Source organism: Microbacterium sp. B35-04 (genome assembly GCF_010634885.1).
GTDB lineage: Bacteria > Actinomycetota > Actinomycetes > Actinomycetales > Microbacteriaceae > Microbacterium.
Genome location: NZ_MWLP01000101.1, coordinates 19,899 through 27,530, shown reverse-complemented (window position 1 = coordinate 27,530; position 7,632 = coordinate 19,899). Strand labels below are relative to the sequence as shown.

Annotated in this window: 6 protein-coding genes; all 6 read right to left on the bottom strand. The window is 67.0% G+C overall.

Going from position 1 to position 7,632, the window contains the following annotated elements; all coding sequences use genetic code 11:
• Nucleotides 1–115: 115 nt before the first annotated feature.
• The 6 genes from B1729_RS18430 to B1729_RS18405 all read right to left on the bottom strand — a co-directional run bounded on the left by B1729_RS18430 (nt 116) and on the right by B1729_RS18405 (nt 7,445).
• On the bottom strand, nt 116–1,135 hold the full coding sequence (locus tag B1729_RS18430; protein WP_163634216.1) for a LacI family DNA-binding transcriptional regulator: 1,020 nt from the start codon (nt 1,133–1,135) through the stop codon (nt 116–118).
• A gap of 12 nt (nt 1,136–1,147) precedes the next feature.
• The gene (locus B1729_RS18425) at nt 1,148–2,527 is read right to left on the bottom strand and encodes a cellulase family glycosylhydrolase (RefSeq protein WP_204318967.1); all 1,380 of its coding nucleotides are present in this window, start codon (nt 2,525–2,527) and stop codon (nt 1,148–1,150) included.
• A 49-nt stretch (nt 2,528–2,576) separates the two neighbouring features.
• Complete coding sequence (locus tag B1729_RS18420) at nt 2,577–4,088, bottom strand: alpha-N-arabinofuranosidase (RefSeq protein WP_163634212.1); 1,512 nt, start codon at nt 4,086–4,088, stop codon at nt 2,577–2,579.
• 49 nt (nt 4,089–4,137) lie between these two features.
• Nucleotides 4,138–5,064, bottom strand: a complete 927-nt coding sequence (locus B1729_RS18415) for a carbohydrate ABC transporter permease (protein ID WP_163620022.1) — start codon at nt 5,062–5,064, stop codon at nt 4,138–4,140.
• Nucleotides 5,061–6,014: a sugar ABC transporter permease gene (locus tag B1729_RS18410; RefSeq protein ID WP_163620024.1), complete on the bottom strand. Its 954-nt coding sequence runs from the start codon at nt 6,012–6,014 to the stop codon at nt 5,061–5,063. The genes B1729_RS18415 and B1729_RS18410 overlap by 4 nt, the downstream gene beginning before the upstream one ends.
• 72 nt (nt 6,015–6,086) lie before the next feature.
• Nucleotides 6,087–7,445, bottom strand: coding sequence for an extracellular solute-binding protein (locus B1729_RS18405; protein WP_163620026.1), 1,359 nt, complete (start codon nt 7,443–7,445; stop codon nt 6,087–6,089).
• Nucleotides 7,446–7,632: the final 187 nt, after the last annotated feature.

The following is a 7,632-nucleotide window of genomic DNA, read 5'->3' as shown; positions in this document are numbered from 1 at the left end:
CCTGCCCCGGGCCGCCGAGAAGTTCCTTTCAAAGGTGGGTTACTGGCAGTAGCCGCTCATCGCGGGGGGTTGCCGGCAGGGCCTCTCGGCCGGCAACCCGCGTCTCCGTCGGCCGTCAGCCTCGGGGGGATGGCGCGGGCCTCGCCGTCGAGTCGCGGACCACGAGCCGCGTCGCCAGCTCGATGCGGGTGACCTCCGGACGGGGCTGTTCCAGCAGCTGGAGCACGAGGCGGGTCGCCTGCTCTGCCATCTCCCGGAGAGGCTGGTGGACCGTCGTCAGCCGAGGGTGGGCCAGCTCCGCGATGGCCAGGTCGTCGAAACCCACCACCGAGAGGTCGTGAGGCACGCTCAAGCCCAGCGCCGCCGCCGCATGCAGCACGCCCAGCGCCTGCGCGTCGTTGCCCGCGAAGATCGCGGTCGGCGGATCGGCCAGTCGCAGCAGCTCGCTGGCGTGCCGTTCCCCGCCGTCCCGCTGGAAGTCCCCGAAGCGGATCCATTCCGGCGCGATCGGCACGCGTGCCGACGACATCGCCGCGCGGTAGCCGTCGAGCCGCGCCAGCGCGCACATCACCGATTCCGGACCGGTGATCGCCGCGATGCGGCGGTGTCCGAGCTCCAGCAGGTGCCTCGTCGCCGCCAGCCCGCCCGACCAGTTCGCCGAGCCGACGGAGGGGATGTCCTGGACGGGGTCGCCCTCGGGATCGATGATGACGTACGGGATGCCGCGTGCCGTGAGCTGCTCCCGCCCTTCCGGCGGGATGCCGGCGAAGAGCAGGATGATGCCCGTCGGCGCGCGGCGGACGACCGACTCCAGCCACTCCGGTCCCGGCGCGTGGCGGTCGCCGCTCACCGAGAGGGAGACCGCGAGTCCCACCGCCGCGGCGCTCTCGCGGACGCCCTCGAGGATGGCGAGCGCCCACTCCCCCTCGAGCTCGTGCAGAACGACCTCGATGTACTCGCGCCGCTGTCTGCTCTTCCTGCGCCGGTACCCGCTCTCTCGCAGGTGCTCCTCGACGAGAGCGCGCGTCGCCGACGACACGTCGGTCGCGCCGTTGAGCACCTTCGAGATGGTCGTGAGCGACAACCCGGTCTGAGCAGCGATCTCGTTGAGCGTCACTCGCTGGGTTCGTGCCATGTCGCCGCCCGGCTAGCTCGTCGCGCGCCGGAGTATCGTCGCCAGGTCCTCGCGGATACGGCACTGGCGGAACGAGAACGCGTCGGCGAGCGCCTCCGCCTCGTCGGGACCGACGCCCTCGAACGCACGGGCGAACTCGTCCACCAGGGCTTCGGCGAGCATCACGTGACGGACGTGTCCGTGGATCCACCGCCGCGCACCCCACGGGTAGGGCTGGAAGTCCGGGAACTCCTCCTGGAACAGCCGCTCGATCGGCTCGAGGATGTCGCGGACCCCCGCATCGGTCGAACCCCACGAGTCGACGCCGAAGCGCGCCTTCCTCTCGAGCACCGGCGCGATGCGCCGCAGGTATGCGGAGTCGGGATCCACCGTGACGACCCCCTGCAGGCCGATGTCCTTGTAGGTCCAGAGCGCCCAGCTCGCGTCGTGGCGGTCGAAGATCGCGAGCTGGTCCTCGAGCAGGCGATACCGCTGCTCATCACGAGCGGGGTCGCCGGTGTAGACCGGCCCGAACTCCCCCACCCAGATCGGCGTGCCGGTCTCGCGCATGTACGCGGTCCGTTCGAGGAAGGTCTCCTCGACGCGGTCCCTGTCGACGTACTGCCCTCGGGAGATCCCCGGGTACGGGCCGCCGTCCACGAATCCGGGCAGCGCGTAGTCGTGCGCCGTGTACACGCAGTTCGGGAGCGGGTCGCCCAGCTGGTCGAACTGCGTGGAGTAGCGGTTGCCGTCGAGGAAGAGGATGTGATCGGGGTCCACCGCTCGGATGGCGGCCTCGAGCCGGCGATAGAACGGCCCGATCGCCGTCCCTTCGACGTCCCCGGGTTCGTTGACCGGGTTGTAGCCGGCCACCCACGGGTTGCCGCGATAGTGATCGGCGATGCTCTCCCACAGGTGCACGACGCGGTCCTGGAACTGCCGCTGCGACCAGAAGTGCGCCCACTGGGTCGGGTTGTCGCTGTGCCAGTGCTGGTTCTGGGCCCCGGGAAGGGCGTGGAGGTCGATGATCGTGTAGATGCCGTGACTCGCGCACGCCTCGACGACCTGGTCCAGCAGGCGGAAGCCTTCGGCGCGGATGACGAAGGGCTCGGCGTCGCTCTCGAAGTGACGGTAGTTGAACGGGATGCGCAGCGAGTTGACGCCGAGCGACTGGAGGAACGCGGCATCCTCCGCAGTGAAGAACGCCGCCATGAACCGCCCGAAGAAGCGCTCGTACGCCTCTTCCCCCAGCACGCGGCGAAGCGCCCGACGCTGCTGCGACTCGGCGCCCGCGTAGCCGGTGATGAAGTTCTCCATGTTCATCCACCCGCCGAGCCCGAAGCCCTTCAGCGTGACAGGCTCGTCGCCCGCCACGATGCGGGTTCCCTCGACGCGGAGCACGTGCTGCGCCATCCTCATTCCTTCCTGGGTGAGTGCGGCCGGCGCGCGTGGGGCGCCGTGCTCAGTCGAATGTGAGAACCGTCCACGAGACGGGAGGGAGTGTGACGGTGATCTTCCCGTCGTCGGCGTGGACGGACGAGTTGGTCCTGGGGGCCACTCGTTCGGGATCGTCGAGCGTGTTGGCGGCATGGATGTCGTCGTCGAACAGCGAGACCGCGGTGGCGTTCGCGATGCGGCCGAGGGCGACGACGTCGACCTCGAGGGACACCTCGTCCGAGAGGCTGCGGTTGACGATGAACACCGTCGTCCCGCCGCCGCTCTCGTCGTGGGTCGCGACCGCGTCCACGATGGGCACGTCGCCGTACAGCTCCGTCGAGTAGGTCGGGCTGTCGAGCTTGAGCTCGAGGGCGACGTCCCGCGCCAGTCGCGACGTGAGCGAGAACGGATAGAACGTGGTCTGGCGCCATGCCGGTCCGCCGGGCTCGGTCATGATCGGTGCGATGACGTTGACGAGCTGCGCGAGGCTCGCGGCCGTCACGCGGTCGGCGTGGCGGATGAGGGAGATCATCAGGCTCCCGAAGACGACGGCGTCGAGCACCGAGTAGGAATCCTCCAGCAGCCGGGGAGCGACCGGCCACTGCGCGACATCGGTGATCTTGTCGACCTCGTTGAACCGCGACTGGTACCAGACGTTCCACTCGTCGAACGAGATGTCGATGGTCTTGTCGCTGTGGCGCAGGGCCTTCACGTGGTCCGCCGTCGCCACGACGGCATCGATGAACCGGTCCATGTTGACCCCGGAGGCCAGGAAGCTGCCGTAGTCATCGCCCTTCGGCTCGTAGTAGGCGTGGCACGAGATGTAGTCCACGTCGTCGTACGTGTGGCTCAGCACGACTCGTTCCCAGTCGCCGAAGGTCGGCATCTGGGCACTCGAGCTGCCGCAGACCACGAGTTCGAGATCCGGGTCGATCTGCCTCATGGCGCTCGCCGTCTTGGCCGCGAGCTGGGCGTACTCCTCCGCCGTGCTGTGGCCGAGCTGCCACGGGCCGTCCATCTCGTTGCCGAGGCACCACATCCGGATGTCGTGAGGCTCGGGATGGCCGTTCGCGACACGCCTGTCGGACCAATGGGTGCCCGACCGCAGGTTCGCGTATTCGAGGACGTCGAGTGCCTCGAGGATGCCCCGCGTCCCGAGGTTCACCGCGTACATCAACTCGCTGTCGACCTTCTGCAGCCAGCCGGCGAACTCGTCCAGTCCGATCTCATTGGTCTCGGTCGAGTGCCATGCCAGATCCAGCCGCCGCGGTCGCGTCTCGCGCGGTCCGACGCCGTCCTCCCAGCGGTACCCCGAGACGAAGTTGCCACCGGGATAGCGGATCGTCGATACGCCGAGCTCGCGCACGAGCTCGATGACGTCGGTGCGGAAGCCCTCCTCGTCCGCGCTCTCGTGCCCCGGTTCGTAGATGCCGTCGTAGACGCATCGCCCCAGGTGCTCCACGAACGAGCCGAAGAGCCGTCGATTGATGGGTCCGATCGTGAAGTGCGGGTCGATGGTGAGGTGTGCGCGGATCATGCTGCTCTTCCAGGAAGCGTGGGAAACGGGTCTCGGGGCGGGCGCGGGGTCATTTCAGGCTTCCGATCGCGAGCCCGCCACGCCAGTACTTCTGCAGCGCCAGGAACGCGATGATCAGCGGGATGACCGACAGGAGCGAGCCGAGGATGATGATGCTCCAGAGCGTCTGCCCGCCTGCGGCGCCGTACGTGGACGCGGTCGACTGCCAGACGCCGATGCCGACCGTGACGGGGAACAGCCGGTTGTCCGAGAGCATGACGAGCGGAAGGAAGTAGTTGTTCCACACGGCTACGACCGACAGCAGCAGCACGGTCACGATCGCGGGCCGCAGCATCGGAAGTGCGACCCGGAAGAACGTGCGGAACTCCCCCGCGCCATCCACGCGGGCGGCGTCGAGGAGCTCGTCGGGCACGGCATCGCGCGCGTACACGTTCATGAGGTAGACGCCGAAGGGGTTGAGCAGCGAGGGGAAGATCACGGCCCAGACCGTGTTCGTCCAGCCCACCTGCGCGAACAGGACGAAGGTGGGGATCACGAGCGCGGTCGTCGGCACCATGACGGCGCCGAGCAGGATCGCGAAGGCGGCCCGGCGCCCCGCGAACCGGTACTTCGCGAAGCCGTACCCTGCGAGGACCGCGAGCACCGTGGCGCCCACCCCGCCCAGGACGGCATAGAGGGCGGTGTTGGCCAGCCATCGTCCGTAGATCCCTCCGCCGTACGTGAACAGGTCGACGAGGTTTCCGAGGTAGTTGATGTCTTCCGCGAACCACAGGGCATTCTCGCCCCCGAACAGGCCGGCCGCGGTCTTGGAGCTGTTGACGATCAGCCACCAGAACGGCACCAGGAAGTAGACCACGAGCAGCGCCAGCACGATGTTCAGCGACGCACGCCCGCGGGTGCGCGGGGCCGACCGTCGCTCGACGAGCTTGCGCGGCTTGCCGCGGGTCTCGGTGATCTCGATAGGCGTGGCACTCATTCGAAGAAGCTCCCTCGCTTGCGGGTTGCGAACAGGAAGATGTAGACGCAGACGAAGACGACGGCACCGAGGGCGAACGAGATCGCCGCGCCGTAGTTGTAGTTCGCCAGTGAGAACGCCTGATAGAAGGCGTAGATGTTGGGCGTGAAGTCGTTCGGGATGGATCCTGCCGCCAGCTCCTGGAGGATCTTCGGCTCATTGAAGAATTGCAGGGTTCCGATGAGGGCGAACACGAGAATGAGCAGGAGTGCCGGCGAGAGGAGGGGGATCTTGATCCGCCAGATGATCTGCCACTGCGAGGCGCCGTCGATGCGTGCCGCCTCGTACAGGGTCGGGTCGATCCCCTGCAGCGCCGCGTAGAGGATGATCATGTAATAGCCGGCCCATTGCCACGTGACGATGTTGAGGAGGCCGTAGAAGATCAGGCTCTTGCTCAGGAAATCAGGAGCCTCAGCTCCGAAAATTCCGAAAATGTCCGCGAGCGGGCCGAAGTTCTCGCTGTAGAGGAACCCCCACATCAGCGCGCCGATCACCGTCGGGATCGCATACGGCAGGAAGATCATGAGCCGCGAGAACCGGGCGAACCGGGTCACGATGATGTCGAGCATCAGGGCGATGGCCAGCGAGATCGCCATCTGCAGCGGAATCAGCACCAGCGAGAACCGGATGACGAACCAGACGCCGTCGAGGAAGTTCGGATCTGTGAACGCCTTGGCGTAGTTGCCGAAGAGGACGAACCGGGTGCCGCCGATGAGCGACTTCTGGAAGAGGCTCAAGTAGAGCGCGTAGCCGATCGGCAGCACGAGCAGAGCCAGGAAGATGATCCCGAACGGTCCGACGAAGAGCCATCCGAAGAGGTTCTGACGAGCGGCGGTCGAGCGACGACCGCCCTTCTTCGTGAAGGGGCTCGACCCCTTCTTCGTTGGGGGACTTGCGGTTGAGGTGGTCATGATTTCTCCGGGTCAGAAGGGAATGACCGGGGGGCCGGTCCGCGCGAGCACGGACCGGCCCCCCGTGCCATGTCACTCGACGGTGAAGCCCTGCTCCTCCGCGTAGGCCACGACAGCCTCCTGGAGCGCGTCCGCGGCTTCAGAGCCCGTAGCGGATCCGTCGTTGATGTTCTGGATCTGCTCGGTGAGGGTCGAGTAGTAGAACTGCTGGAGCGGCGTGTAGACCATGCCCTTGTAGGCATTGGCCGCCGGGACGTACACCTCCTTGTTGGCCTGCTGGCCGCTGAAGAAGGGCACCTCGTAGTCCTGGAACGCCGGGTCCTCCAGCACGTCCACGTTGAGCGGGAAGATGATCTGCTCCTGCCAGCCCTGATCGAGCGACGCCTGGTCCGCATAGACCCCGAACGCCACCTTGGCTGCCAGCTCAGGGTCGTCCGCCTGGCTGCTCACCGAGAACGCCGAGCCGCCCCAGTTGATCGCGACGGGCTTGGCCGGATCCCACTGCGGCAGCGGAGCGGTCGCCCACACGCCTTCGTCCGCACCCTCGCCGACGCCCGCGCCCTGGAGGTAGCCGGGAGCCCAGGCCGCCGAGAGGTACGTGGCGTAATCGCCGCCGATGACGCCGGCGATGTACTCAGGAGTGAACTGGTCCTCCGTGCCCACGAGGCCCTTCTCGACGAGGCCCGCCCAGTAGTCGAGGACTTGCTTGATCTCCGGGCTGTTGAGGTTGATCCCGATCTGACCCTCGTTGGCGGGGTCGTACGTGAACGGCTCGGCGCCGGTCTGGTACATGTACGCCGTCACCGCTGCGGGCTGGTTCGCAGCGAAGCTCGCGAAGACCGGACCTCCGGCATCCTTGACCTGCTGCGCCGTCGCCTCGAACTCCTCCCACGTGGTGGGCGGCGTGATGCCGTACTGCTCGAAGACGTCGGTGCGGTAGATCATGCCCATCGGGCCGCCGTCGATCGGAGCGCCGTAGACGCCCTCGCCGACAGAGACGTCCTTCCACGCGCCCTCGCTGAAGTTGTCCTTGACGTCCTCATAGCCGAGGTCGCTCAGGTCGACGAGGGCGTCCTGGGCCTGGAAGACCGCGATCCGGTCGGCCTCGACCATCATGACGTCGGGGGCGCCGCTGCCGCCCGAGATCGCCGTCTGGAACTTGTCGTACGCGTCACCACCGGCGCCGGCGTTGGTCCAGCAGACCTGGACGTCGTCGTTCTCTTCGTTGAAGTTGTCGACGACGGTCTCGGAGTTCGGGTACCACGCCCACAGGGTGACGACGGGGGCGTCGGGGTTCTTGATCTCGTTGGAGCAGTTGGATGCATCTCCACCGCCGCCGTTTTCGTCGCCGCCATCTCCGGCGGTGCAGGCAGTCAGGGCGCCGACCAGGGCGAGCGCTGTGACTGCAGCAAGGACAGGCTTCGTCTTCACTGGAGTTTCCTTTCGGTATTGCTGACTTCTTCGTCGGTGCACGACCGCTGCGAGATCCGCCCGCTCGGGTAAGCGAGTCCGATCCGGCTCTGGTCTACAACGTTGTAGAGCAACGTTGTACACACTTTTCCACCGCCCCCGACGACTGTCAAGGGTCGGACGAAATTTTCCCGGAGGGCGGCGAAAC

What these genes read in the sequence shown, in the direction of transcription:
- B1729_RS18415 (WP_163620022.1), bottom strand. Translation starts at nt 5,064, where the DNA reads ATGAGTGCCACGCCTATCGAGATCACCGAGACCCGCGGCAAGCCGCGC.
- B1729_RS18410 (WP_163620024.1), bottom strand. Translation starts at nt 6,014, where the DNA reads ATGACCACCTCAACCGCAAGTCCCCCAACGAAGAAGGGGTCGAGCCCC.
- B1729_RS18430 (WP_163634216.1), bottom strand. Translation starts at nt 1,135, where the DNA reads ATGGCACGAACCCAGCGAGTGACGCTCAACGAGATCGCTGCTCAGACC.
- B1729_RS18425 (WP_204318967.1), bottom strand. Translation starts at nt 2,527, where the DNA reads ATGGCGCAGCACGTGCTCCGCGTCGAGGGAACCCGCATCGTGGCGGGC.
- B1729_RS18420 (WP_163634212.1), bottom strand. Translation starts at nt 4,088, where the DNA reads ATGATCCGCGCACACCTCACCATCGACCCGCACTTCACGATCGGACCC.